The following is a 24221-nucleotide window of genomic DNA, read 5'->3' on the forward strand; positions in this document are numbered from 1 at the left end:
TCGAATGAAACGATGAAAGCAATAGGGCCGCGTGCAAGGCAATGTACGCGGCCCTGTTTGTTGAGGAAACAGGAGGAGGCAAGGATGTTCGGCAAATTTTTTGCGGGGCTCTTCGGTGGAAGTGGTAGGAGTAGTGCTGAAAAACCCGCCAAAGAAGGCGAAGCGGTGGAGTACAGTGGCTACCTGATTATTCCTCAATGTGAAGACTTGGGCGGACAGTTTCGTGTTAGTGGTTGGATTCGCAAGCCCGCTACTGAGGGATGCCCCGCTCAAGCGCATCGTTTCGAGCGTTCTGATGTGGTGCCTGGCCGTGACGCTTGTGAAGAGTTAATGGTAAGTAAGGCCCAGCGGATGATCGACGATAGTGGCGATGGGCTTTTCGGTGAGTCTCAGGATTCATAACGTGGGTTTCAGGGCAGTGCTTTCCGACGGCGCTGCTGGCAGTTCCATAACGAGACAAGCCCCTGGTAGTGTGGGCGCGTCTTCTACTTTTAAACGACCACCTAACTGAGCGACAATGCCTCGGCTGATAGGGAGCCCCAAGCCGCTGCCACGAGGTCGCGGGCGCACAGTACCATCCTCCTGATACTGAATTTGGTGGAATTTTTCGAATACCCGCTCGCGTTCGTCTTCGCTGATGCCCACACCGTTGTCTTCTACGCCCAGCCGGTAGCCGCGCTGGTCCTGTTCAAGAAATAGGCGAATGTGTGGTTGGGCGTCGTTAGAGAATTTGACGGCGTTGCCAAGCAAGTTGATGATCACTTGTTCTAAACGGTCTGGGTCACCTATTACGGCAGCGTTAGGCAAGTGAATATCGACGTCCAGTTGCAGATTGGGTGTTTTATGCAGTGCTGACAGGGCGTCGACGCTATGGTGAACCAGGCCGACGAGGTCGACATGTTGTGGGTTAAGCGTTAGCCGGCCACTTTCCAGGCGTGCCAAGTCAAGAACCTCTTCAATCAGCCGTGATAGGCGTTCACTTTCGCGCACTGTAACGTCGAGGAAGTGGCTGCGCTTTTCGTCGGGAAGATTCGGGCTGTCGCGTAGAATTTCGGCGAAGGCCCGGATTGAGGTGAGTGGTGTGCGTAGCTCATGGCTGACCATGGCGACGAACTCATCTTTCAGGCGATCGAGCTCAAGCAATCGTTCATTCGCTGAACGCAGTTCGGCGCTAATCTCTTCTAGTTCGTGAGACTTCTGCTCAAGGCGGCGGTTCATGGCGAGTATTCGCTGGGTGCTATCGAGCATGCCCAGTAAGGTATCTAAGTCAGGGGCTTCGCCATGCACAACTGAGTCCACCAATACCCGGGCTGAGGCGTTGCCCAGGGCGCCTGCCAGCGCCTGTTCAGTCCGTTCAATCAGCTCAGGTGCAGCGGTGTCGCTATCATTGTGTACGGTATGGTCGGTAAATACACGGCGAGCTGCTTCACCACCAAGGTAGCGCTCAAGCAGAGTGCGTAGTGCGCCAGTAGGTGTTTTGCCACGTGGCAACAGGTTGGGGCCGAGTTGTGGTGCCATGGCACCGGTAAATAGTGCCGCTTGAGTACGCTCAAGTGGTGAAGCCTGGGTGAACATTGATATGCCAAACAGTAACGCTAAGTTACTTCCTAGGCTCCACAGCAGAGAGTGGCTGTAGATGTCCATGCCTTCAAGCCAAAATAGCGCTTGGGGTCTCAGCCATTCGATGGCGTATGGACCGAACTCGACAAAACTGTCGTCTAACCAGCCTGATCGGGCGAAGCCGGGAATTAGCAGTGTCCAGGCCCATACCAAAATGCCGGCCAGCATGCCGCACCCGACACCCCAGCGGTTAGCGCCAGGCCAGTACAGGCCAATCAGCAGGGCTGGAGCAAATTGAGCTACGGCGGCAAATGACACCAGGCCGATGGTCACCAGGCTGTAGGCATTGCCAATCAAGGCATGGTAGGCATAGCCCAACATTAAAATGCCGATGATGGACAAGCGACGAATGGCTAGCAGCCAGCGAGCCAAAACGCCGCTGCCAGCGTCGCGCAGCCAACGTGAGCGCAGTAGAATTGGCATAGCGAGTTGGTTGCTGACCATGGTGGAGAGGGCAATGGTTTCGACAATCATCATGCCGGTGGCCGCCGATAGGCCACCGATGAAGACAAAAACCGATAACGCTTGCGCCCCAGCCCCTAGCGGCAGGGTGAGCACAAAGCTGTCGGGGTTACTGCCACTGTTTAACAGTAGGCCAGCCATGGCAATGGGAACCACCATGATGTTGATGGCTAGCAGGTAGAGAGGGAACATCCACGCCGCACGGTTGATATGGCGTTCGTCCACGTTTTCTACGACCAGTACTTGAAACTGACGCGGTAATGTTAAGAAAGCCAAAAAAGCGAGCACCAGCATACCAATCCAGCCCGATGCCCCGCCAGGTACGGCATCTAATCCTAAGCGCTCAGCCAGCGAAGGCGTGGCTGCCACTTGGGAAAATAGATCGTTGGGGCCATCAAACAGTACAAACAGGGTAAATAACCCTACGGCGAGAAATGCCGCCAATTTGATCAACGATTCGAATGCGACTGCAGCCACCATACCTTCGTGGCGTTGGCTGGCATCTAAGTGGCGTGCACCAAACAGAATGATGAAAACAGCAAGTACGAGCGCAACCCAGAAGGACTGATCGCTCCAGAATCGGCCAGCCTCCATCAATATAGGGTAATCAGAGCGCCCCGTGAGAATGGCATGGCTCTCGGTGATAGCGCGTAGTTGAAGAGCGATATAAGGGGTAATGCCTATTAATGCAATGATAGCCACCAGAGCGCCAAGGCTGCTGCTTTTGCCGTAGCGGGCGCTGATGAAGTCGGCAATAGAGGTAATACGTTGGGCTTGGGCGATACGTACCATTTTACGTACGATAATCGGTGATAGCAGCATGGCCAGTGTTGGGCCAAGATAGATCAGCAGAAAACCAGGGCCTGCCTCGGCAGCCCGCCCAACGCTGCCGTAGAACGTCCAAGCGGTACAGTAAACGGCAATGGACAGTGCATGAACCGTCGGTGAAGAAATAACGGAGCGACGCTGGGCTGCGCGTTTATCAGCCCAGGCGGCAATAATAAACAGTAGCCCCAGGTAGCCAAAAGCAACGATGAGCACATTCCATTCGCTACCCATGCAAGTGCCCCCTGTCTCAGTCTTCGGCGTGGCCTTCAAGCAACCAGGCTGCTAGCCCGATAACGAGTCCCCACACCACAAACAGATACACTGGCAACCATAGGCCGCCGTGGATGCGGTCGGCCATCAGCAGCAAGGGTGGTGTAAACAGTAGCGTGGCCAACGCTGTTAGCCCCAGCAAGCGCTCGCGGCGACGTGGATTCATCATAGCGCATTGGGATCCTGGTGGTCGAAGGAGCTGGCCTGCAATGCCAGTAGTTTGGCCAGCGTATCAATACCGCGAGCTTCCAGGCGCGGCAGTAATGCTAGCCAGAGCTCAGCGGTAACTCTAGCGTCGCCGAGTGCGGTGTGGCGACTACCGGGAGCAAAGTACAAGCTGTAGCGCTTGGCCAAGCTGTCCAGGTCATGGCCATCTAACTCAGGGTCCAGTGCGCGTGAGATCAGCAGGGTATCCAGTACTGGCATTGCAAAGCGCAGACGGCTTTCTGGCGGATGAATTGCCAACATATCGAAGGACGCATTGTGAGCCAGAATGACGGCGTTACCAATATAGTCATGAAAGCGCGGTAGCACCTCGCTGGCTGTGGGTGAGTTAGCGACATCCTCGTCGCTGAGACCATGAATCGACGTACTCAGCGCTGGTATCGGTCGCTCGGGGTTGACCAGCTGTTCAAAAACTTCACTGGCAAGCAATCGGGCATTAACCACGCGGCAGGCGCCGATGCTGATGACTCGATCGCCACGTTGTAATTCAAGCCCAGTGGTTTCAGTGTCAAACGCCACAACCTCAAGAGCCCTCGGCGGGCAAGCCGCTAGTTCGTCGTCGGGAGGCGGTAGGTCGGCAATGCCGAAATCATGGAATTCGGGACGAGCCAGGTTACGCTTGGGAGGGGCGACCAAGCCTTCTGAGGCTGGCAGAGGAAGGCGCAGTCGAGCATGCTGACTGTCGGGGTCGGCCACGCTCCAAGCAGTACTGTCATGCTGGCGTAGAATGTCGTTGGCGCTGGGGGCCATGGGGAGATTATTCAGGGGTTGCTCAAGGCAGGCATCCAGTGTGCGTTGGGGGAGTGGTGTACCTCGCCAGCAGAGTTCTAGATAAGCGCGTTGTTCGCCTTGGCGTAACTCACCGTCTAGGTGTTGCTGGCCACTGTGCGCGGTGAGCATATCAAGCAGCGCACTCAGTACCTCCAGCAGCGCTGGTGCATCGCCCTTAAACCAACCCGGTAGCCCGACAGGAGTCACTTTGGTTTTCTGGTGACGCTCGTCCAGTGCTTCCCACAAGTCGTTAGACCACAGTGGTATTAAGCGCTCACCCTGAACATTCAGCTCATCTAAGCAATTGCCTAAGCTGGCCAGGTGTTCGGTCAACGCTAGGCTTTCTTCGCTGATGGCGTTATCCATTCGTTTGCGCAGAGCCGCAGGGCTCTCAGGAGGCAGTTGGCCAAGAGCGTCCGTTACGCTGGTTAAGTTGGCAGCGTTACGACGTAGGGCGGGAACAAGCCTCGCCAGCGTCGCTTTGACACCCATCTCACTGCTCCAGCTAGCGGTGGCATCCGCGAGTGTTAGCAGAGTTTCCCCCTCTCCGCCGGGAACTCGACGTAGGCTGGCGCGTAGCCAACGCTCCCCATCGGGCACCAGTGTGTCACGCGGGCTGCCATCGCTAGGCAAGTGTTTCATGGCGTCGATCAGGCTATGGGCTGGTAGCAGGGCGTCAAGACGCTTGCCTAGCCCGAACCCAAGATGTTCGGCAAACATTTGTTCGGCAGCTGGGTTGAACAACAACAGGCGGTTGTGGCGATCACATAACAACAAGGAGATATCAAGCAGTTGGAGTAAGCTTTCCAATTGGCGGCGGATACCTGCGGCATGGCGGGCACCATCTTCTCGAGCATGCTGGATACGATGACGGTCTTCCCGCCAAGCCTGACGGATACGCACGAAGTCAGGGCCTAGTCCGCGTAGCCAGCCTTCGGGAGGGGGTGGGTCGTCAGCCTCTGGGCTAGCAACCATTAATGCCAATTGTGCTTGCAGAGAGCGTAGTGGAGAAAATAGTTGATATTCCAGTAGCAAGCCGACCAGTAAGATGGTGCCGCCGCCTGATAAACAGCCCAGCCACAGGGCGGCAAGCGCAAAGCCCTGGGGCTGGAACTCACTGCCCAGCCATAGGGCAAATATTGCGCCACCTACCAGGCTGACTCCGCTCAGTAGCAGCCATAGCCCGACCAGTTTTTGACGCTTGGGAAGTCCTTTGTTGCTCATGGCGACTCCTGTTGAGGGGTGCCGCTTTGTTGAGAGGCCAGCAGAGAATGAACTTTCGCGACGAGGTCGCGGGTAGAGAATGGTTTGGTGATGTAATCATCTGCCCCAAGTGCCAGCCCCTTTTCACGCTCTACCTCGCGGCCATGGGCCGTCAGCATAACGATTAAGGTGGACCGGTGAGCGGGATCAGCCCGTAAGCGTTCTAGCACATCAAAACCGCTGATACCGGGTAGGCTGATATCAAGCAGGATAACCTCAGGCGCTTTTTTAGCAACGCTGGCTAGGGCGTGCTCCCCATCGTCAGCCGTGTCAACCTCGAAACCGGCTTGCTGCATGAGGAACTCAAGCGACAGGAGAATATTGGGTTCATCATCCACTACGAGTACCCGAGTCATGGCATTCCCCTTGTGATATAGCCGATTATCGTTATTAGGCCAGCATGGCCTTTTATAGCCCAGTCTAGAGAGCCTGCTGGCAACGGAAAACGCGACCTTGGGCCAAGTCATTGTTGAGTTGCAAAAATCAAGCGAATGGCTCGCCATCGCTTGTATCGTTCTTCGGGTGTTAGACCAAGGTGTTATGGGCTTGTTGCTGTCGGGGGATGGTGAGTGCGACTCATGCGTCGCATACTCTAAGGATTGATAAGAAATTAACGATAAGGAGGTGCCAGATGAGTGCTGTATTGATGCTGGTTATGGGACTGTCTGGGATGGCGCTTGGCTACTTTATTTATTCGAAGTTTATCGCTGAGAAAATTTTTCGCCTGTCAGATGACTTTCAAACGCCTGCCCATGAGTTTGAGGATGGGGTCGATTTTGTACCGACCAATCGCTATGTACTATGGGGGCACCACTTTACCTCGGTAGCCGGTGCCGCACCGATTGTAGGGCCGGCTATTGCGGTTATTTGGGGGTGGGTGCCAGCCTTTCTTTGGGTGGTGCTGGGGACTATTTTCTTTGCTGGTATACATGACTCTGGTGCTATTTGGGCCAGTGTACGTAACCGTGGTCGCTCGGTCGGTGCGCTAACAGGTGATGTGGTTGGTAAACGTGCGCGTAGCATTTTCATGATCGTGATCTTTCTGCTGCTATTAATGGTCAATGCAGTATTTGCTGTCGTTATTGCCGGGCTGATGATGAAGTTCCCTAGCGCTGTGGTACCGGTATGGGGAGCAATAGCAGTAGCCTTGGTTATTGGTCAGCTGATCCGCCGTCGTATCATCGGCTTAGGACTCGTGTCGGTCATTGGCGTGGTCGCACTCTATGGATTAATTTTTATTGGCCCCTCTGTGCCGATTCAGATGCCTGATCAGGTGGCTGGATTATCTGGTAATGCGGTATGGATTTTATTGTTGTTTGGTTATGCGGCTATTGCCTCGTTACTACCCGTGTGGATGTTGTTGCAGCCACGAGACTATATCAACGGTTTGCAGTTATTTATTGGCTTGTTGATTCTTTACGGCGCAGTCGTTTTCCTTAACCCTTCTATCGTTGCTCCGGGATTCAATAGCAATGTGCCTGAAGGCACGCCATCACTATTCCCGCTGTTATTTGTGACCATTGCCTGTGGGGCCATTTCTGGATTTCATGGTTTGGTATCGTCGGGCACCACGTCTAAGCAGCTAAATAAAGAAACTGATGCACGTTTTGTTGGTTACTTTGGTTCGGTGGGTGAGGGCATGTTAGCACTAGGTGCTATTGTTGCTGCTACGGCAGGCTTTGCTTCGCTGGCGGACTGGCAGGCCATGTATTCATCGTTTGGGCAGGGAGGGGTTAACGCCTTTGTCGAGGGTGGTGCTTATATCATCCATAATGGGCTTGGGCTTAATGAAACCACGGCTGCCACGCTGTTGACGGTAATGGCAGCCTTGTTTGCGGGTACCACAATGGACACAGGCTTGCGCCTGCAGCGCTATATCTTCCAAGAATGGGGCGAAATTTATCAGCAGAGCTGGATGAAATCGCCAGCCATGGCGACGGTGCTAGCGGTAGCGACCTGTTTGGTGCTGGCCTTTGGTGCTGGCGCTGATGGTTCTGGTGGTTTACTGATCTGGCCGTTATTCGGCACGACGAACCAACTGTTAGCGGGCCTCACTCTGCTAGTGGTCTCGGTGATGCTGATTCGTCGCAGACGGCCGGTGTGGTTTACTCTGGTGCCATTGGTTTTTCTGCTGATTGTTACCGTGCTGGCACTGCTCGCACAGTTGAGAAGTTTTTATGAGGCCGGAGACTACTTTCTGCTTGGGCTAGATATCGTGGTGTTGATTGCATCGGTCTTAGTCGCACTAGAATGCACTGTTGCCATGAAGCGTCTACGTGAAGAAATGCGCAGCGGAAAAGGATTTGAGGAGGACAGTCTGTGACTGATGACGGCAGATTCGGGCGTCTGAGACACTGGCTTAGCCAAGCCAGTTACTTCGCCGAAGAAGCTTATTCAGCGCCTTACCGAGGGGCTATTGCCAGGGCTCGAAGAGACGAGGACGATCTGTTTATGTTGCTGGTGTTTTCTGAGTTGATGGGTGTGCCTAACCCAGTGAGCTATTACACCCTGGAGCTGCAGCCATTGTTGATGGAGCGCTTCCATGACTGGCACTGTCGAATGGGCATGGAGCATTCACCATTGGATGATTTTCGTTGCTGTTGATACTCCACTCTACGAGGCCGGCAATCGCCGGCCTTACTTTTTATAAGGAGAGACTGAATGGACTCATTGCTGAGTCGCCGTCTGTTATGGGTGGGTGGCAAAGGTGGTGTCGGTAAAACCTCCGTCTCTGCTGCTTTGGCTGTGCTTGCCGCACGATGCGGTAAGCGGGTGTTGGTCGCGTCCACCGATCCAGCGCATAGTCTGGGCGATGTATTTGACCGCCAGTTGGGCGATCAGCCAACGTGCCTTTTACCGGGTCTTGATGCCATGGAAATTGATCCGGATATCGAGGTTGAGGCGCACCTGGCTCGTGTAACGTCGCAGATGCGGCGTTTTGCGGTGCCGCGAATGATGGACGAGTTGGAGCGCCAGATGCGCTTGTCACGTCAATCGCCGGGGACACAAGAGGCTGCTCTGCTGGAGCGCATTTCGCGCATGATTACCGATGAGGGGTCGCCTTATGATCTGATCATCTTCGATACCGCGCCTACTGGGCACACCCTGCGGCTGCTCAGTTTACCTGAGGCTATGAGTGCTTGGACGGAAGGATTGCTGTCGCACAGTCGTAAGTCAGAAGAGCTGGGCAAGGTACTTCGGCACCTAACGCCGCGTAAGGGACAGGATATTGACTCGCCATTTACCGATACAACACGCTCAGAAATGGACGAACTTGATGAGCGAAGTCGGAATGTTGCTGAAACGCTGCTAGTACGTAGGCGCTTGTTTTATCAGGCTCGTCGACGCATCTCAGATCCTGAACACAGCGCCTTCCTGTTCGTGCTGACGCCGGAGCGCCTACCGATTCTTGAAACCGGACGAGCGGTAAAGTCACTGGAAGAGGCCGGAATTCCGGTGGCCGGCACCTTAGTCAACCGCGTGCTGCCAGCGGAGGCAGGTGGCGACTTCTTCGCCGCGCGGCGAAGCCAGGAAGCGGAATATCTGGAACGTATCGACCACGAGTTGGCCGCTTGGCCAAGGCCGCGTCTGCCCTGGCTAAGTTCGGATATCCAGGGGCTAGAGATGCTTGAGCAATTGGCCAGTGCGTTGGAAAGTGCACTAAACAACACCGATTGATCAGATGTCAGTCTTGTCCTTGTATTCGCAGAGGTCTTCGATCAGGCAGCTACCGCAACGTGGTTTGCGTGCTACACAGGTGTAGCGGCCCAATAAGATCAGCCAGTGGTGGGCGTCTTTAAGGAATTCTTTCGGTATGTGGCGCAGTAGTTTGTGCTCGACCTCCAGCACATTTTTTCCGGGGGCAATGCGAGTGCGATTGGAGACGCGAAAGATGTGAGTATCCACCGCCATGGTAGGGTGGCCAAAGGCGGTATTGAGCACGACATTGGCAGTTTTTCGCCCAACGCCAGGTAAGGCTTCCAATGCGGCCCGAGTCTCTGGAACCTCGCCGCCGTGCTTATCGATCAGCAGGTGGCAGGTTTTCATCAGGTTTTCGGCCTTGGTGTTGTATAGCCCGATGGTTTTGATGTGTTCTTTGAGGCCGTCGATGCCTAGCTCAATGATGGCTGCGGGCGTGTTGGCTACTGGAAACAGCCGAGCAGTGGCTTTGTTAACACCGACGTCTGTTGCTTGGGCTGAAAGGAGTACGGCGGCTAGCAGCTCAAACGAGGTAGACCAATTCAGCTCGGTGGTTGGTTCAGGGTTGTCGTCACGCAGGCGGGAAAATATTTCATAGCGTTTAGCGGCGTTCATGCTCGTCCTTTCCGGTCATTCTTTGCATGTTGTTTTACAGCGTATCAGCGAATAGTGCCCGTCACGCGCACACGTCTTGCCTCACTGTTGCTGGCTGCTGTTGGCGATGCAGTTGTTGAGGGGGCAGGCCATTGCTCGCTGCGCTGGTCGATAACGTTTTTTAGTGCGATGAGTAGCCCAGTGGCAAAGAAGGCTCCGGGTGGCAACATCAGGAACAGAAATGTCAGGTTGGGGAATACCTCTATTCCCCAGTTGGCTGCCATAGGGCCTAGCAAGAGATCCATGTTCATGAATAGTGTGCCCTGGCCAAATAGCTCGCGCATCGCCCCGAGCACCAGCAGTACACCGGCGAACCCCAGCCCTGTCATCAGACCATCCAGTGCTGAGGCCAGTGGGGGGTGGCGCGAAGCGAAACTTTCAGCACGACCGAGAATCGCGCAGTTGGTTACGATCAGGGGAATAAAAATGCCCAAAATGCCATATAGCTCATAAGCAAAGGCGGCCATTAACAGCTCAGCGCAGGTCACGAAGGCGGCGATGATCATCACAAAAGCCGGCAGTCGTACGGTGGCGGAAATGTGCTGACGAATTAGTGAAACGGTCAGGTTAGAGCCGACCAGTACCAGTAAGGTAGCTAGCCCCAGGCCTAGTGCATTGACAACGGTTGCTGATACTGCCAATAGCGGGCATAGGCCAAGCATCTGCACCAGTACGGTATTTTGTCGCCACAGACCATCACGAATAATATCGCTGGCGGCGGGGGCTTGGCTCATGCGTTTCTCCGATGGCTGTTTAACGATTATGGCTGCTGAGTCGGATGGTTCTGATACCACAGCAAAGAGGCGTGTACGGCGTTGACGATAGCGCGTGAGGTAATGGTAGCACCAGTGAGGGCGTCGATACCGCCGTCACCTAGCTGCACTGATTCAGCAGAGTGGTCGCGAAACTGTTTGATCCAGTGACTCTTTTTTACGTCGATGGCGTCACCCAGCCCTGGTGTTTCTCGGTGCTGGGTAACTCGCACCCCGCTGAGTGTTGCGTCGTAGGTGATGCCTACCAGCATCTCGATACGCCCGCTATACCCTTGGTTAGTCGCGACTGGCACTACCAGCCCAATGACTTTGTCGTCACTGACTGCTTGCCAGGCGGTGAAGGGTTTGAGTTGTCCTAGGCTGGGTGCTGCAGGCAACGTGACGGTGTGTTTGAGTAAGTTGCCGTCGTGGTTAAGCGGTGCTACGTCGGCGACCGCCTGGTAGGCGCTGGCTTGCTGGTTGGCGGCAATACGCTCAGCAGTTAAGGCGCGAGTCACTGCTACGCTTGAGATGGTGATTAGCGCGAACAGTGCCAAACCAATACCGGCTCGAAGGGCGATTCTAACCAGAGTCGGTTGACTGCTCGGTGGTGGGCCTGAAGGCGGCGGCGTTACAGGTGACGTCATGATGGTTTTCTGTCTTGCCGAGCGCTATGCCCGTAGGCTCGGGGTACGCTGTAATGGTCGATTAGCGGTGCCGCTAGGTTCATTAGCAGCACGGCAAACGCTAGTCCTTCGGGGTAAGCGCCAGCGCTGCGGATAATCAGGATGAGTAAACCAATGCCAATGCCATAATACAGTTTGCCACGTTGACTGGTGGCGGCGCTGACAGGGTCGGTGGCAATGAAGAACGCGCCAAAAATACTGGCGCCGGTGAGCAGGTGAAGCACAGGACCAAGCTGATGGCTGGGGTCAGTAGCAAACATCACGCTTGCCCCGATAAATAGCGTGGCCAATAGGCTTAACGGAATACGCCAACCAATAATGCCCTTGATAAGCAGGAAGGCTCCGCCGATGAACCAAGCCAGTGAGACTTGCTGTACTGCACGCAACATACCGTCAGGTAACGGCTGTGTTGCCCAGAATTCTGAGGCCATTAATCCTTTAGGTTTGTGGTTGAAGGCGTCTAACGGGGTGGCGCCGCTCAATGCATCGAGTGTGGCCAGTGAGGTTTGTCCGGCCACATTAGCCAGTGTTTGACCAAGGCTGATGGCGTCTGAGCCAAAGAGTCCGCTGGCAGGAGGCCACAAGCTCATACGTGCGGGGAACGATACCAGTAGCAGCGCATAGCCGACCATCGCAGGATTAAATACGTTATGTCCTAACCCGCCGTAGAGGTGCTTGGCCACGATAATGGCCGCTACCATACCAATGGTGATCAGCCACCAGGCACTGCCCGGCGGCAGTGCTGCGCCGAGCAAGACGCCGCTCAAAAGAGCGCTGTTGTCAGCGAGTGCGGGGCGTAGGGGGCGTTTTCGCAGGCTGAGTACTAATGCCTCAAGGGCGACGCCCAGAGCACCTGCGATGATGATGTTGGAGAGCACGCCCCAGCCGAAGTGCCAGCTCAGCATAGCAATGCCGGGCAGCGTCGCAATCAATACCCAGGCCATGATGCTCGGCGTATTGGTGGGTCGCTGAGTTAATGTGGCTGGCGTGTCATTGACGCTGTCTACATGTAACAGGCTCATTGGCTGTTGGTCTCTCTGCCAGCGGTGCTATCGCTGGCTTGGTCAGTACTGGAATCACGAGCGGCCATCAGTTGAGCATCGGCGGTGAGAAGGTTTTCCTTAGCAATAACTAGACGGGTCTCTAAGTCGGCCAGGATGGACGCGTCCTCACCACTTTCGATCGCTCGCGTGAGCGTTCGCTCAGCTTTGCGTTGTGCAGCACGAGCAGCGCTCTGGGCGATACGCAGGCTGCGCAGGTCTGGCGCAGGGGGGGCTTGTTGCGCAGAGTGCTCAGGGGCCGTTGTGCTGCTGGCAATCAGCCTGTGGTCAGTTGTCGGTGGGGTGCCTGGCTGAACTGCGGGGGGAAGGCCGGCAGCGCGTGACGCGTTAGTGGTTCTCTGGCTGGCCGCTTGGCGGCGTGCAGCACGGCGGGCGTGTTTTTCGGCGTCATCACGAGCCAGGCGAGCTTGACGCAACTCGAAGCGGTGACGGGCATGATCCGCTTTGGCAGCTTCGAGGCGCCGCTGACGGATGATACCTTTACTGGCACGGTAGTAGTCGACTAACGGAATGTGGCTAGGGCAGATGTAATCGCAAGCGCCGCATTCAATGCAGTCGAATAGCTGCCAGCGCTCGGCTTTGTCATGTTCCTGGCCTTTGGTAAACCAGTAAAGCTGTTGCGGCAGTAAACCTGAGGGACAAACTTCTTCGCAGGCCGCACAACGAATGCACGGCATTTCTGGTGCGGGGTCGGGCAGTTCCTGTTGGGTGGCGGCGATGATGCAATTTGTGGCTTTGGTTAGCGGTGCGTTCATGTCAGTGAGCGCCTGGCCCATTAATGGGCCACCCCTGATGAGCCGATGCAGACGCTGGATATCAATCTTGGCAAAGTCGAGAAGCGCAGTAAGCGGTGTGCCAATGCGGGCAATCACATTGCTAGGGTGCGTCAGTGCCTCGCCAGTCAGAGTGACGGTGCGTGATACCAAGGGTATGCCATCGCGTACCGCATGTAAGGCGGCACGTAGGGTGCCGGGATTGTGGCAAAGCACACCAAGATCTGCTGGTAGACCTCCGCTGGGCACTTCACGCCCCAGTAGGCGTTGGATTAGCTGGCGTTCGCCACCGCTGGGGTAGCGGGTAGGAATGACACGAATATCAATACGCCCGCCTTGGGCTGTGCTGTCATCAAGGCTGGCGTGTAGTGCGGCAAGTGCCTCGGGCTTGTCATCCTCGATACCAATCAGAATCGAATCGGCTCCGACAAGGTGTGCCATTAATTGCGCCCCTTCCAGCACGTCGCTAGCAAAGGCCCGTAAGGTGGCGTCGTCGCAGCTGATATAGGGCTCACACTCTGCGGCGTTGACGATCAGCGTATTGATCGTATGGCGTTGACGGCTATGCGCCTTAATATGGCTAGGAAAGGCCGCGCCACCCAAGCCCACCACGCCGGACTGCGCGAGTCGTTTTAGCAGGGTCTCGGTATTTGTGTCTCGCCAGTTTAGTGAGGGTAAGTGGAGCCATTCATCCAAGCCGTCGGACTTGATCACGATGGCTTGTGATTGCGGCGAACCCGGCACGGCAGCATCGGTAGCAATGATTTGTCCTGAGAGGCTGGCGTGTAGATCCGCAGATAGCAAGCCGCTAGCCGTGGCGATGCATTCGCCGGAGCGCACTCGCTGGCCGACGCTAACGCAAGGCATGGCTGGTGTGCCTGTGTGTTGATCGAGAGGCATCACGACATGTGTTGGCAAGGGCGCGCTGCGCAGCGGCACATTAGCGCTTTGAGCTTTGCGGCTGGGCGGGGTGATGCCACCCGGTATAGGAAAGTAGTCAGCCATGTGATGGGGCCTGAGGTGAGGCTTTTATGCCGCCGTTGTCACGATCACTGGCGATCAACGACATGGCCGGCTGGGATTGAGAGCCGAGTCTGGCTGGTGATGATATTGGCGCTGTAGGACGAGGATGGGGCAGCATGTCGATGCAGTCTACGGGGCAGGGTTCAACACACAAATCGCAGCCGGTGCACTCGTCGATGATGACAGTATGCATATGCTTGGCAGCGCCAAGAATGGCGTCTACTGGGCAGGCCTGGATGCACTTAGTACAGCCAATGCACTCGTCTTCACGAATATAGGCGACAAGTGGTGTTGACGGCGCCTCGCCGTCCAGTGGCTTGGGGTCTCGGCCAAGAAGCTCGGCCAGTGCAGCGATGGTGGTATCGCCACCAGGCGGACACTTGTTGATTTCATCGCCATTCTCGATTGCTTCGGCGTAAGGGCGACAGCCGGGGTACCCGCACTGACCACACTGGGTTTGAGGTAGTAACGCATCGACTTTCTCGACCAGCGGGTTGCCGGGGACTCGCAGATATTCGCCAGCTAATCCGAGAAGCACACCAAGCAGGCCGAATAAAGCGACTAACGCTGCAATGGCCAAAATAGCCAGCACGAGAGGTGAGTCAAGTAGTGAGTTTGCTGCAGTATTGATAGCACGGTTCACAGCGAAACCAACCCAGTAAAGCCCATAAAGGCCAGCGACATCAGACTGGCGGTGATCATGGCAATGGCGGCACCACGAAATGGTAGCGGTACATCAGCACCCGCCAAGCGTTCACGTAGCGCGGCAAACAGCACCAGTACCAGAGAAAATCCCAGCGCTGCCCCCAGGCCATAGAACGCCGACTCCATCAGGCTGCTGCTGCGCCTGAGTGTGAGTAACGCGACGCCAAGCACAGCACAGTTGGTGGTGATCAGCGGCAAGAAAATACCCAACACTTGATGCAGTAACGGGCTGGTTTTTCGCACGAGCATTTCAGTGAACTGTACGACCACCGCAATGACCACGATAAAGGCAATGGTACGCAGATAGGCAAGGCCCAGCGGTTCAAGTAACAAGTGATAGACCAGATGGCTGGCGACTGCCGACAGCGTCAGTACGAAAGTGGTCGCCAGTGACATGCCTAAGGCGGGTTCCAGTCGACTGGACACACCCATAAAGGGGCACAGCCCGAGAAACTGTACCAGCACAAAGTTATTGACCAGCGCCGTGCCGACCAAGATCAGCAAAATCTCGCTCATCGGGTCAGTCCTGGCGGGCGTTCGTGCGCCCGCATGGAAGAGTTAATATGAGGTGACGTAATGTGATCAGCTGACGCGCTGACCTGGTTCGGCACCCGAGTCGGGAGACAGCAGATAAATGCCGTCATTCTCGACAGACCCGCCGCCAGCAGCCAGAACCATGCCTTCGGAGACACCAAAGCGCATTTTGCGCGGGGCAAGGTTGGCGACCATTACTGTGAGGCGGCCCTCTAGCGCTTCTGGCGCATACGCAGAGCGAATGCCGGCGAAGACGTTGCGGGTTTCGCCGCCTAGATCCAGCGTTAGCTGGAGGAGTTTATCAGCGCCTTCTACGTACTCAGCTTTGACAATACGCACCACGCGCAGATCAAGCTTGGCAAAGTCGTCAACGTTAATCTGCTCGGCAATCGGGTTGTCAGCTAGCGGCCCACGAGGGGTCTCTTTGAGTTTTTGCTCTTCCACGAGATCCTCCTTGGATGCGTCGATCATGGCGACGATCCGGTCATTTTCGACACGCGTCATCAAGGGTTTGAACTTGGCAATGCTGTGGTTCAGTAGCGGCTGTTGGCGGCTGTCCCAGTCGAGGCTGTCGAGCTTCATGAATGCACGAGCGCCTTCGGCCATTGCTGGTACCACGGGAGCCAAGTAGACCATCAGCTGGCGGAACAGGTTGATGCCCACAGAACAGATATCAAGCACCTGTTGCTGCTTACCCTCTTGCTTGGCCAGCACCCAGGGTTCAGCGTCAGCGATGTAGGTGTTGGCCTCGTCGGCCAGTGTCATGATGCAGCGCATTGCGCGGCTGAACTCGCGGGCCTCGTAGTGATCGGCAATTTCGTCGCCAGCGGCAACGAATCGCGCCAACATTTCTGGCTCGGCACACGCGGCGGAGAGTTTGCTGTCGCCAAGTTTTTTGACAAAGCCAGCGCAACGGCTAGCGATGTTGACCACCTTCCCGACCAAGTCGGCATTGACTCGTTGAGCAAAGTCGTCGAGGTTAAGATCCAGGTCATCGATACCCGCGGTTAGTTTGGCGGCAAAGTAGTAGCGCAGGTATTCGGGATTGAGCTGCTCGGCGTAAGTCGATGCCTTGATGAAGGTGCCGCGAGACTTAGACATCTTGGCACCGTTAACAGTAACAAAGCCGTGGCAGTTAATTGCCGTGGGAGTGCGGAGGTTGGCACCGCGTAGCATGGCTGGCCAGAATAGGGCATGGAAGTAGACGATATCTTTGCCGATAAAGTGGTATACCTCAGCATCGGAGCCTTCCTGCCAGTACTCGTCGAAGTTGAGACCTTCACGCTCACACAAGTTCTTGAAGCTGGCTAGGTAGCCGATGGGCGCGTCGAGCCACACATAGAAAAACTTGCCTGGCGCATCAGGAATCTCGAAGCCGAAATAAGGCGCATCGCGGGAAATATCCCACTCGTTGAAGCCAGACTCGAACCATTCCATCAGTTTGTTGCGGATGGAGGGCTGAACGTGACCATCGTTGATCCAACCCTGCAGAAAATCAGCGAAGTCGGGCAACTTGAAGAAGTAGTGAGTTGAGCTTCTGACTTCTGGTGTGGCACCGGAAATGGCAGAGACGGGGTTGATCAGCTCGGCTGGCGTGTAAATCGTGCCGCAGGCTTCACAATTGTCGCCGTATTGTCCGTCAGCATGGCACTTTGGGCAGGTGCCTTTGATGAAGCGGTCAGCCAGAAAAATGCCTTTGAGTGGGTCGTACATCTGTTCGATGTCACGGGTGGCAATATGGCCCTTTTCGCGTAGCCGAGTGTAGATCAACTCGCTGAAATAACGGTTTTCTTCGGCATGGGTAGAGTGATAGTTATCGAAACTTACCCCAAACGTGGCGAAATCGTTTTGGTGTTCACGGGAAACGCGGTCGATCAGTGCTTCAGGGCTGATGCCTTCTTGTTCGGCACGCAACATGATGGCGGTACCATGCGCGTCGTCGGCGCATACGTAGTGACACTGTTGCCCGCGACTCTTCTGGAAGCGTACCCAAATATCGGTCTGAACATATTCCAGCATGTGGCCCAGGTGAATAGAGCCATTAGCCGAGGGAAGGGCGCTGGTAACCAGAATTTTACGTGGATCACGGACGGTGTTGGACATGATGACTCAGAGGTTCCCGAGAAAGGTAAGTGGGTATAAAACAATGGCCATAATTGTATCTGGGATCAACGTTTGCTGCATCTGAACGCCGACACAAGACACACAGGAGGGCTGAGGGTCGGTGACGTTCAGTATGTAAAAATACCAATACCCGGGTAGCCCTGGTCAGCCAAATGAGCGGCTTGCAGGCGGCTCATTACGCCGTTTTCACAATACAACAGGTAGTCGCGGCCATCGGGCAGCTTAGCAAGGCGTTCGGCCAGATCGAAAAATGGGATGGTCAGCACGTCAGCGTTGGCAACCACTAACGGAGAGGTTTCAGACTCGCTTGCTGGGCGAATATCGATGATACAGGGCGCTTGGCACTCAGCCAGTGTGTCGAAGGTCACCGTGGGCGGTTGGTATAACGCGGGGCGCCTGGTCGCGTGTGTGTGCGTGTCAGTGACTAGCTTGTCGACGCGCGTGGTGACTGCGTTTTCCAGTGCTGCCGCCAGAATGCCAGACGTGAGCTGGGCTTCGGCGGCCTCGACATCGCCAGGTTTAGCGTTAACCTGGGGGCGTTTTGAAGTTGCACCACAGTACTCGGGCATGTGTTCGGCAAAACTTGCGGTGCCAAGTGTGCGTGCTGTGTCGATGATGGCTTGTTTATCGTCGGCAATTAGCGGGCGCAAGATGGGTAAATGGCTGGCGCGGTCGATAACGCTGAGGTTGGCCAGCGTTTGGCTTGACACTTGAGCCAGTGCGTCACCGGTAATTAGCGCAGGAATTTTCGCCTGTTGAGCTAACTGGCTGGCGGCTTGAACCATCAGCCGTTTGAGCACCACACTCATCAGCCCGTCAGGAACCTGGCGCTGAATGTCGGCGACCACGGCTTCGAAAGGCACTGAGACAAAATACACATGATGCGAGGCCCCATAGCGGCGCCACAGGTAGGATATGACGTCGTGTACACCAGCCTCATGTGCGGGCCCGCCGAGATTAAAAAACAAAAAATGTGTCTTAATGCCGCGTCGCATCATGCGCCATGCGGCTACGGGTGAATCATAACCGCCAGAAACCAGCGCCAGTGCTTGGCCTTGAACGCCAAGTGGATAGCCGCCAACGGCTGGGTGGCGCTCACGAATCAGCTGTAAGCGATCATCGTTGATGGTGATGGGTACATCAACCTGCGGGTTGCGCAGGTTGACGCTGGACCCAGGGCTAGCAGTCAGCAATGCAGCACCTAAGTAGCGTTCGAGCTCGGGCGAGCTAAAATCATGATCGTGGCCACTGCGTTTAACGCTGACGCGAAACTGTTTGCCGCAGAGGCTGTCGGCCCAATACGCCACGACGAGATCACGGGTGGCCTCAAATGACTGGTATGTTTGTATATCAACGCGCTGGACTTCATGTACACCAGGAATGCGGGTCAGCATGTCGGTCAAGGTCGTGCTTGGTGTTACGCGGTGTAATCGCAGGTGATCCCAAGCGTCCTTGACCCGCGCGCTAGCATCGTGGCGACGTACGATAGTGCGTATATTGCTGGCTAGATGGCGGCTCATGTTACGACGCACAGGGCGTGACTTGATCATGATTTCCGGCGAGAATTTGAGCAGATAAGACATACAGGGGTACGACCAACAAAGTAATAGGGCGTAATATTAACATTTTCGATTACTGCCAGCTGCATGGTATTCGTCCCTTTTGATGCATTGGAACGTCGTCTGTGCTGGTTTGTCTGGTGGGTATTAGCCAATAAGGGAGAAATATTATGTGTACTCGGGTCATCTGGCCAGACGCCAATGGAGCGGTTCTGGTAGGGCGCAATATGGACTTCCACAAAGACTTGGCGACTAATCTGTGGACCCAGCCGCGTGGTATTCGCCGCGACGATGGTGTTAGTGGTGAGCTGACCTGGACGTCAAAGTACGGCAGTGTTATTACCACGGCGTTTGATCTGATGTCGGTGGATGGTCTTAATGAAGCAGGGCTGGCTGGCCATATACTGTGGTTGGCTGAGTCTACCTACGCCGCAGCAGAGACTTCACGTACTCAATTGAGCCAAGCCGTGTGGCTGCAATATTTTCTGGATAACTTTTCTACCGTGGCGGAGGCGGTGGCCTGGGTAGCTGAAACGAATGTGCAAGTCGTGCAGATGGCTGACCCAACGGGCGGCAAGCCGCCGACGATACATCTGGCGCTCGATGACGCTACTGGCGACTCAGCAATTATTGAGTATATTGATGGCCAGCCTCGTGTTTATCACAGTCGTGATTATCGCGTGATGACCAATTCACCAACATTTGACCAGCAAATCGAGCTGGTCAAAACGTTTGAGGGGCTGGGTGGTGATAAACCGCTGCCGGGCTCCACCTTGGCCAGTGACCGTTTTGCACGTGCCTCTTATTACTTAAGTCGACTGAGTCAGCCGACGACTCAGCTGGACGGTATTGCTGCCATGTTCAGCGTTATTCGTAATGCTGCTCAACCGTTTCGCCAGCCTGACCCGGGCAAGCCTGATGCGTCGCAAACCATTTGGCAGAGCGTGAGCGATCTGACAAATCGACGCGTTGTTTTTGAGTCCACCACGCGTCCCAATATTGTGTGGATGGACCTGGAGAAGATGGACTTCAGCGAAGGCAGTCCGCAACTCAAACTGGACCTCGTTGAGGAGCTGCGGCTGGAAGATGGGCTGGCGGGTAATGTAACCCAAAAGTTTGAAGATAAGGGGCCGATGACTTTTCTGTCGATGGCCATGCTTCAGCAGCTTGAGGCGGGTGTCGTAACACCATGAGCCATAAGTAAATGCTGTAGATAAATGCCAGAGATAACGACTAAAACACAGAGACCCGCCATCTTGGCGGGTCTCTGTGTTTCGTCACAAGGTTGGATTAGTAAAGTGCTTGTTCTTCATTAACCACTTCTTTGAGCAGCTCAAGAAATAGCCGGTCAGCCTCGGAGTGATCAGCAGGGTCCTCAGGAATGTGGATGCTGGTAATATCGGAAATTTCGCTGGCGACCCGTGTCATTACATCTTTCTGGTTATCTTCTGCTAAGTGTTTTCTGGCTACGTCAAGCGCCTGTTCAAGTACTTGCGGGTCTTGTAGGAGTTTGCGAATAAATTCACTCAGCTCATTGATCACACGAGTTTTCTGAATCTGTGATGAGGACATGTTGAGCTCCTGGTTGTTTTCTGAGCAGCGCTTCGCTACATGAAATGAGTCACTGATGGGCATGTTATAGAGGATTAGCTGGGACGATAGCATGTTTGGTGACAGGGTCATGCATCATTGACCGTTCCCTGCCACAGTTGCAACTGGCCCATCCACTCCAGTTCGGAGGCGGCGTTGCGCAGCGTTAGCGTCATGGTGTCAAGGTTTGAGGGAGGCTGGCTTTCTGGTACAAACAGGGTGATATCGATGCGCTCGTCAATATAGTGCAGGTTGATATCAATACGTTGCTGCCAAATCGCATAGGTCTGCCACACGTTGTCTAGTTGACGTTCGACGTCATTGCGTAAAGGCAGGTCAGCACCGACGTCGATGTCTGGTGCTCCAGTATCGTCCTGGGGGTCAATATGAAAGGTGACATCGGTGACTTTGGGGTAGGTTTTGTACAGGCGGCGACACACGGCATTGCCGATGCCATGAGCCTCCGACACAGTAACCCGTGGTGCTACGACAATATGCAAATCGAGTAATACGTCGCTGCCTACGTTGCGAGTGCGCAGGTCATGGACACCGTGAACACCTGGGACCGCGCTGGCAATATCGAGTAATGCCTGCTGCTCCTCGGGGGGCAGGGCAGTATCGACAAGCTCGCGGCTGGACTCCCACATTAGCCTTACGCCAACATGACCAATCATCAGGCCGACTATCAAGGCGGCAACGGTGTCTGCCCAGCCTGCGCCCAGCTGGGCGCCAATCAGCCCAATCAATACCGCCACGGTTGATAGGGCGTCAGAACGTGAATGCCAAGCGTTGGCCTCAAGCAGCGAGGAGTTAACTTCTCTGGCGACGCGTAAGGTGAAGCGAAAGATCCACTCTTTGGATAGTACCCCGATAACAGCAAGGCCAATTGCCCAATAACCCGGGGTGTTGACGGCTTGATCAGCAAGCAGATTTTCCAGACTGGACCACGCAATAGCACCGGCAACGAAAATCAGCATGCTACCCAGCAGCAGGGTGGCTAGCGTTTCGATGCGGCCATGCCCGTAAGGGTGGTCGTTGTCAGGCTCCTGGCGGCCATAGTGTGTTGCGGCCAGCACGAAAATATCGGTCACTAAGTCAGAGAAAGAGTGGATGGCATCGGCGATCAGGGCGGCAGAACCGACCAGCGAGCCAGTAATCAGCTTGGCTATGCCAATGACTAGGTCAATGCCTGCGCCAAGCAAGGTGGCGCGATGGGCTTTACGTGTGTTCTGTAAACGTTGCTGTGCTGTTGTTTGTGTGCCCATTGAGGTGCTGCTCTCTCATCAACGGTAAGTTATAGGTTGGCTTGCTCTGACGCACCAGGGGTGAGCGCAGGGCGGCTATTGGCATGAGATTTGACAGGGTTGGCGTACTGGGCGAGCCAAAGAGGTTGAAGTGACGTTGGAACGGCATCAAGCCGCGCTTTGAAACGCATTCGATCAGCGTGAGTAATCGCGCTTGTATCCACCAGCTCCGGGGCATCACCGAGGGCCTCAAGGGCCAAGTAGTGACTGGGAAACAGCTCATAGCCTTGTAGTACTTGGCGATCGATTTCGGCCGCGACCTCTTCAGCGCTATTATGGTTGGCATCTAGAGGGGTGCCAAAACGCAGCATTACACGCCCTTTGTGGCCGGTGATGCCAGCGACGATGGACTGGATGTCTTCAAAATCCTGCTTTTCATAGTTTCCGCTACGCTGAACGGCATCAAGTTCACGTGCTTTCTGTATATCGCAGGGGTCGTATTCGTAGCTGATTGATACCGGAACTAGGCGTAACTCGGCTACGGCGTCGCCAATGCTTGCTGTGCGATCGTTGCGGCGGCGGTCCATGGTGATCATTTTGATGATGGCGGGGTCGGTGCAGTCAATGCCATCTTTGGCGCGGCCTTCGCGCTGAGCCATCCAGATGGAATGGTTGTCTGCGGTGATTGAGTGGCGAATATAGGCAGAAAGCGACTGATAAGCAGCCAGCATAGCGCGTTTGCCTCGCGAGCTGCGCGGCACAATAAAGCTTTTGTTAAGCCGCATAAGATCAGTGACGTAAGGTTTCTTGAGTAGGTTGTCACCGATGGCTATGCGTACCGTGTCGCGCCCAGACAAGTAAAGCGCGTAGTTGACAAAAGCGGGGTCCAGTGAGATGTCGCGGTGGTTGCCAATAAACAGGTAAGCGGTATCGGCCTTGAGCTCGCCTAAGGCATCAAGTCCTTCTACCGAAAAGCTGTCGGTTGTGGTGCGTATCATACGCTGCATGTAGCTGGCGATGCGGCTTTGAAACTCACTGATGGTGTGAACGTTACGTATTTCTCTGCGCACAACGAGACTGGCCAGAGCCCGTGCCACACGCGGCATCAGCCGAGCCAAGCGTGGCAGCCGGTATTGGGTCAGTGCGTCAAGCAGCTCAGGGTCGTGGGCCAGGCGTGCTAATACCTCGGCAACTTCGTTGTCATGGTATGGCCGAATTGCTGCAAACGGATCCTGCTCGTGGTCCGTCGTCTCGGTGTGGCTGAGGTTGTTGTTTCTATCGCTGTTCATGGTGTGCTTGTTGCGCCATTATCGATCATGCGGAATGGGAGGTGGGCTGCGTGGTCGCTTGAGGCGTTGTCTGCGAGCTGGCCTCGCCGCCGAGCCAGGTCACCAGTCTTTCGATACTTTCCCCGAGTGCTTGGGTCATTAGCAGAAAATCGGTTTCCAAGCGTACTAAGGCATCATCGCCGTCGTCTGACTGAGAGGCTTCGTCGATCAGGGTGTCATCAAAACGCAACGATTTGACCGCCAAGTCATCGTGCAGCACAAAGCTGAGCCGTCCTTCGAGTCCCAGTGCCAGTTTGCTGGCCTGGCGCCCGCTTTCCAATAGTTGCTGGATTTCATCGCTATCCAGTTCTATTTGACGAGCACGCAGCACACCCTCATCACCTTTGGCTTTAAGCTCGACCTGGTCGCCAAGCACCATGTCTTGTGGGCGCGAGCCAATGTCACCAAGCCAGGTTGTCATGGCGCGTATGGGGAGTGTTTGAGTGGCCAGTGGCGTGACCTTTAAGCTACCCAGTGTTTCGCGAAGCAGGTCGAGAACTTCCTCAGCACGCTTGCGGCTGCCGGTGTTAATCGCGATCAGCGACCGGGTTGTATCCCACCACAAATCAACTTTTTGGCTGCGTACAAAAGCGCGAGGCAGTAACTCGTCGTAGATTTGTTCTTTAAGGGCAAGTTTTTCCTGACGGCGTAATTTGCGACCTTCGCTAGTCTCGATGGTGCTGGTGCGCTCCTCGAGCTCTTCGCGCACTACCGCTGCTGGAAGTAAGCGCTCCTGACGCAGTGCTGTCATCAAACGCTGGCCCTGAAGCTCATGCAGTAACTGATGCCCCGCACGACCTGCGGGAGGGCACCAGCCGAGTCGTCTTGGCTCACTTCCACCCAGTGGGCGAAATGCCTGTGCGTTGAGGGCCTCTTCAAAGGCCGCCGTATCCAGCTGTGGCGCGCCGTGTAGGCGGTAAAGATGCAAGTGCTTGAACCACATGAAGCATTTCCCAGCAAACAAAATAGGGAGGCATTATGGCTAATGGTGGGCAGGGGTGCCAGCAGTGAGACCATATTGGTTACCGAGATATGGGTATATTAAAACTC

The 24221-nt window shown here is 55.2% G+C and carries 22 protein-coding genes; 5 read left to right on the forward strand and 17 right to left on the reverse strand.

Annotation, left to right across the window (positions count from 1 at the left end; all coding sequences use genetic code 11):
* Positions 1-84: 84 nt before the first annotated feature.
* Positions 85-402: an HlyU family transcriptional regulator gene (locus tag H616_RS0106555; RefSeq protein WP_027966647.1), complete on the forward strand. Its 318-nt coding sequence runs from the start codon at positions 85-87 to the stop codon at positions 400-402.
* On the opposite strand, the gene H616_RS0106560 is transcribed toward H616_RS0106555, so the two are convergent.
* Genes H616_RS0106560 through H616_RS0106575 form a run of 4 tightly spaced genes read right to left on the reverse strand, consistent with a single transcriptional unit; the run spans position 397 to position 5795 of the window.
* The gene (locus tag H616_RS0106560) at positions 397-3141 is read right to left on the reverse strand and encodes a sensor histidine kinase (RefSeq protein WP_027966648.1); all 2745 of its coding nucleotides are present in this window, start codon (positions 3139-3141) and stop codon (positions 397-399) included. The genes H616_RS0106555 and H616_RS0106560 overlap by 6 nt on opposite strands.
* Positions 3142-3157: 16 nt before the next feature.
* A complete protein-coding gene (locus H616_RS0106565) occupies positions 3158-3349 on the reverse strand; it encodes a hypothetical protein (RefSeq protein ID WP_027966649.1) in 192 nt (63 codons plus the stop codon).
* Positions 3346-5400, reverse strand: coding sequence for a 3'-5' exonuclease (locus H616_RS0106570; protein ID WP_027966650.1), 2055 nt, complete (start codon positions 5398-5400; stop codon positions 3346-3348). Before H616_RS0106570 ends, H616_RS0106565 begins: the two co-directional genes overlap by 4 nt.
* Positions 5397-5795 carry a response regulator transcription factor gene (locus tag H616_RS0106575; RefSeq protein WP_027966651.1) on the reverse strand — a complete coding sequence of 133 codons (399 nt, stop codon included), beginning with the start codon at positions 5793-5795 and terminating at the stop codon, positions 5397-5399. The genes H616_RS0106570 and H616_RS0106575 overlap by 4 nt, the downstream gene beginning before the upstream one ends.
* Positions 5796-6070: 275 nt before the next feature.
* Between H616_RS0106575 and H616_RS14380 the strand changes: the two genes are divergently transcribed.
* The 3 genes from H616_RS14380 to H616_RS0106590 are packed head-to-tail and all read left to right on the forward strand — an operon-like array spanning position 6071 to position 9117.
* Positions 6071-7762 (forward strand): carbon starvation CstA family protein, encoded by a 1692-nt coding sequence (locus H616_RS14380; protein WP_035572710.1) that lies wholly within the window; start codon positions 6071-6073, stop codon positions 7760-7762.
* 23 nt (positions 7763-7785) lie between these two features.
* Positions 7786-8043 carry a cory-CC-star protein gene (locus H616_RS0106585; RefSeq protein WP_156906440.1) on the forward strand — a complete coding sequence of 86 codons (258 nt, stop codon included), beginning with the start codon at positions 7786-7788 and terminating at the stop codon, positions 8041-8043.
* Between the two features lie 57 nt (positions 8044-8100).
* Positions 8101-9117: an ArsA family ATPase gene (locus tag H616_RS0106590; protein ID WP_027966653.1), complete on the forward strand. Its 1017-nt coding sequence runs from the start codon at positions 8101-8103 to the stop codon at positions 9115-9117.
* Here the strand turns inward: H616_RS0106590 and nth are convergent, their stop codons facing one another.
* From nth to thiI, 9 genes are all read right to left on the reverse strand, one after another.
* Positions 9118-9753 (reverse strand): endonuclease III, encoded by a 636-nt coding sequence (nth, locus tag H616_RS0106595; protein WP_027966654.1) that lies wholly within the window; start codon positions 9751-9753, stop codon positions 9118-9120.
* A gap of 44 nt (positions 9754-9797) precedes the next feature.
* Entirely contained in the window at positions 9798-10526 is a 729-nt protein-coding gene (locus tag H616_RS0106600) for an electron transport complex subunit E (RefSeq protein ID WP_027966655.1), read from the reverse strand.
* Positions 10527-10552: 26 nt separating this feature from the next.
* Positions 10553-11191, reverse strand: coding sequence for an RnfABCDGE type electron transport complex subunit G (locus H616_RS0106605; protein ID WP_084155749.1), 639 nt, complete (start codon positions 11189-11191; stop codon positions 10553-10555).
* Positions 11188-12252, reverse strand: a complete 1065-nt coding sequence (locus tag H616_RS0106610; RefSeq protein ID WP_027966657.1) for an RnfABCDGE type electron transport complex subunit D — start codon at positions 12250-12252, stop codon at positions 11188-11190. Before H616_RS0106610 ends, H616_RS0106605 begins: the two co-directional genes overlap by 4 nt.
* Complete coding sequence (gene rsxC, locus H616_RS0106615) at positions 12249-14069, reverse strand: electron transport complex subunit RsxC (RefSeq protein ID WP_027966658.1); 1821 nt, start codon at positions 14067-14069, stop codon at positions 12249-12251. Before rsxC ends, H616_RS0106610 begins: the two co-directional genes overlap by 4 nt.
* Entirely contained in the window at positions 14062-14730 is a 669-nt protein-coding gene (gene rsxB / locus H616_RS0106620; RefSeq protein WP_276195350.1) for an electron transport complex subunit RsxB, read from the reverse strand. The genes rsxC and rsxB overlap by 8 nt, the downstream gene beginning before the upstream one ends.
* Positions 14727-15308 (reverse strand): electron transport complex subunit RsxA, encoded by a 582-nt coding sequence (rsxA, locus tag H616_RS0106625; RefSeq protein WP_027966660.1) that lies wholly within the window; start codon positions 15306-15308, stop codon positions 14727-14729. The genes rsxB and rsxA overlap by 4 nt, the downstream gene beginning before the upstream one ends.
* Before the next feature lie 66 nt (positions 15309-15374).
* On the reverse strand, positions 15375-17429 hold the full coding sequence (gene metG, locus H616_RS0106630) for a methionine--tRNA ligase (protein WP_027966661.1): 2055 nt from the start codon (positions 17427-17429) through the stop codon (positions 15375-15377).
* A 128-nt stretch (positions 17430-17557) separates the two neighbouring features.
* Positions 17558-19033, reverse strand: coding sequence for a tRNA uracil 4-sulfurtransferase ThiI (gene thiI, locus H616_RS0106635; RefSeq protein ID WP_027966662.1), 1476 nt, complete (start codon positions 19031-19033; stop codon positions 17558-17560).
* 146 nt (positions 19034-19179) lie between these two features.
* Between thiI and H616_RS0106640 the strand changes: the two genes are divergently transcribed.
* Entirely contained in the window at positions 19180-20202 is a 1023-nt protein-coding gene (locus H616_RS0106640; protein ID WP_027966663.1) for a linear amide C-N hydrolase, read from the forward strand.
* Between the two features lie 97 nt (positions 20203-20299).
* Here H616_RS0106640 and H616_RS0106645 read toward each other — a convergent pair whose 3' ends face one another.
* From H616_RS0106645 to H616_RS0106660, 4 genes are all read right to left on the reverse strand, one after another.
* A complete protein-coding gene (locus H616_RS0106645) occupies positions 20300-20581 on the reverse strand; it encodes a hypothetical protein (protein ID WP_027966664.1) in 282 nt (93 codons plus the stop codon).
* A gap of 107 nt (positions 20582-20688) precedes the next feature.
* Positions 20689-21864, reverse strand: coding sequence for a cation diffusion facilitator family transporter (locus H616_RS0106650; protein ID WP_027966665.1), 1176 nt, complete (start codon positions 21862-21864; stop codon positions 20689-20691).
* 29 nt (positions 21865-21893) lie between these two features.
* Positions 21894-23132 (reverse strand): 1-acyl-sn-glycerol-3-phosphate acyltransferase, encoded by a 1239-nt coding sequence (locus tag H616_RS0106655; RefSeq protein ID WP_027966666.1) that lies wholly within the window; start codon positions 23130-23132, stop codon positions 21894-21896.
* A 25-nt stretch (positions 23133-23157) separates the two neighbouring features.
* On the reverse strand, positions 23158-24114 hold the full coding sequence (locus H616_RS0106660; RefSeq protein WP_027966667.1) for a recombination-associated protein RdgC: 957 nt from the start codon (positions 24112-24114) through the stop codon (positions 23158-23160).
* Positions 24115-24221: the final 107 nt, after the last annotated feature.

Source organism: Halomonas halocynthiae DSM 14573 (assembly GCF_000425725.1).
GTDB classification, from domain to species: Bacteria; Pseudomonadota; Gammaproteobacteria; order Pseudomonadales; family Halomonadaceae; genus Halomonas; species Halomonas halocynthiae.